Annotated in this window: 1 protein-coding gene and 1 pseudogene; both read right to left on the minus strand. The window is 35.8% G+C overall.

The features are described 5' to 3' along the window. Positions 1 to 33: 33 nt before the first annotated feature. The gene (locus EO93_RS16175; protein WP_235284315.1) at positions 34 to 717 is read right to left on the minus strand and encodes a hypothetical protein; all 684 of its coding nucleotides are present in this window, start codon (positions 715 to 717) and stop codon (positions 34 to 36) included. A 188-nt stretch (positions 718 to 905) separates the two neighbouring features. Beyond that, a pseudogene (locus tag EO93_RS18710) lies at positions 906 to 980 on the minus strand (hypothetical protein); the annotation flags it as partial. Between the last annotated feature and the right edge of the window lie 329 nt (positions 981 to 1,309).

Genomic DNA, 1,309 nt, shown 5'->3' on the forward strand with positions numbered 1-1,309 from the left:
GAGTAAGATTTGGTGACAAATAATTAAAATTCGTTAGACCCTATGAAAAATAAGCCGAATGATATCACTTTTAATCATAAAGTATAAACTCCGGTTTAAGGCTGCAAGGGGCACGAAAACAATGGCGCAGACCATTAGCATGCCCTGGAAAAAGTCAGTCCAGCAGACAGCCATGAAACCTCCAAGAAATGTATAGCTAATAATTACCAGTGCGCCGATAAGAAGAGATTGTTGATATGGAATTTCAAATACAGTATTGAAAAGCTTTCCACCTGCTACAAGTCCTGAGGAAGTGTAAAGCAGGAAAAAGACCAGAATCAGAATAGATGAAATAATTCTCAAAGCATGGCTTTTGTCTCTGAACCTGTTTTCAAAGTATACAGGAATGGTAATGGAATCTCCTGCAATCTGGGTATATTGGCGCAATTTTTTTGCAACGAATTTCCAGTTCAGGTAAGTTCCAGCAGCTAGACCCACTCCTACCCAAATAGATTCCATTCCTGATAGGTAAGCATATCCCGGCAATCCCATTAGCAACCAGCCGCTCATATCCGACGCCTGCGAACTCAGCGCAGTAACCCAGCTGTTTAGCTTTCTTCCTCCTAAAATATAATCCGCAAGATTCTCCGTTTTCCGATAATAGAGAACTCCGATGGCGATCATAAAAAGCAGATATACTGCGAAAACAAGTACAATACTAAAATTATCTGATACCATTATTTAACTCCAGTTTTTTAGTAAACTCCAGTTTTTTAGTAAACTCCAGTTTTTTAGTGAACTCCAGTTTTTTAGTGAACTCCAATTTTTTAGTAAATTTCTTGTAAGCTTCTTATATCTAACAAATATCCTGTGTTTTCACAGGTTCCATTATCTTACAGATCTCTGTTCTAATAGCTGTAGATAAGTCATTTTTTACAGTTAACGTTACTTTCGCTCAGATTATTTTCGCTCAGATTACTTCCACTAAGATTACTTCCACTAAGTTACTTTCATCTGTAAATTTGCTAGTTACAGTGATTCTGTCGGTAGCTATTTTCAGAGAAGTATATTATTTATAACACAATTTTATTTTATGCTATTTATTCTAGGGGCAATAATTCATAGCAGTTTTATAATACTGTTTTGTTATCCAGACATTATAAACGGTTCGTTTTATTACATCGGGAGTGCGGAGGGTCACGAATACCCCACCCTAAACAGGCTGTCCGATAATTACCATCAGTAATAAATAACAACTGTCTATTGTTATACTGCAAAACTTTTTATAACTTTATGAAATTTGCATTATATTCATTATTCCTTTTTTCAA

Origin of the sequence: Methanosarcina sp. 1.H.A.2.2 (genome assembly GCF_000979975.1) — an archaeon.
Taxonomy (GTDB): Archaea; Halobacteriota; Methanosarcinia; order Methanosarcinales; family Methanosarcinaceae; genus Methanosarcina.

Bases quoted from the DNA above. Each gene is read 5' to 3' on its own strand.
- EO93_RS16175 (WP_235284315.1), bottom strand. From the start codon at position 717: ATGGTATCAGATAATTTTAGTATTGTACTTGTTTTCGCAGTATATCTG.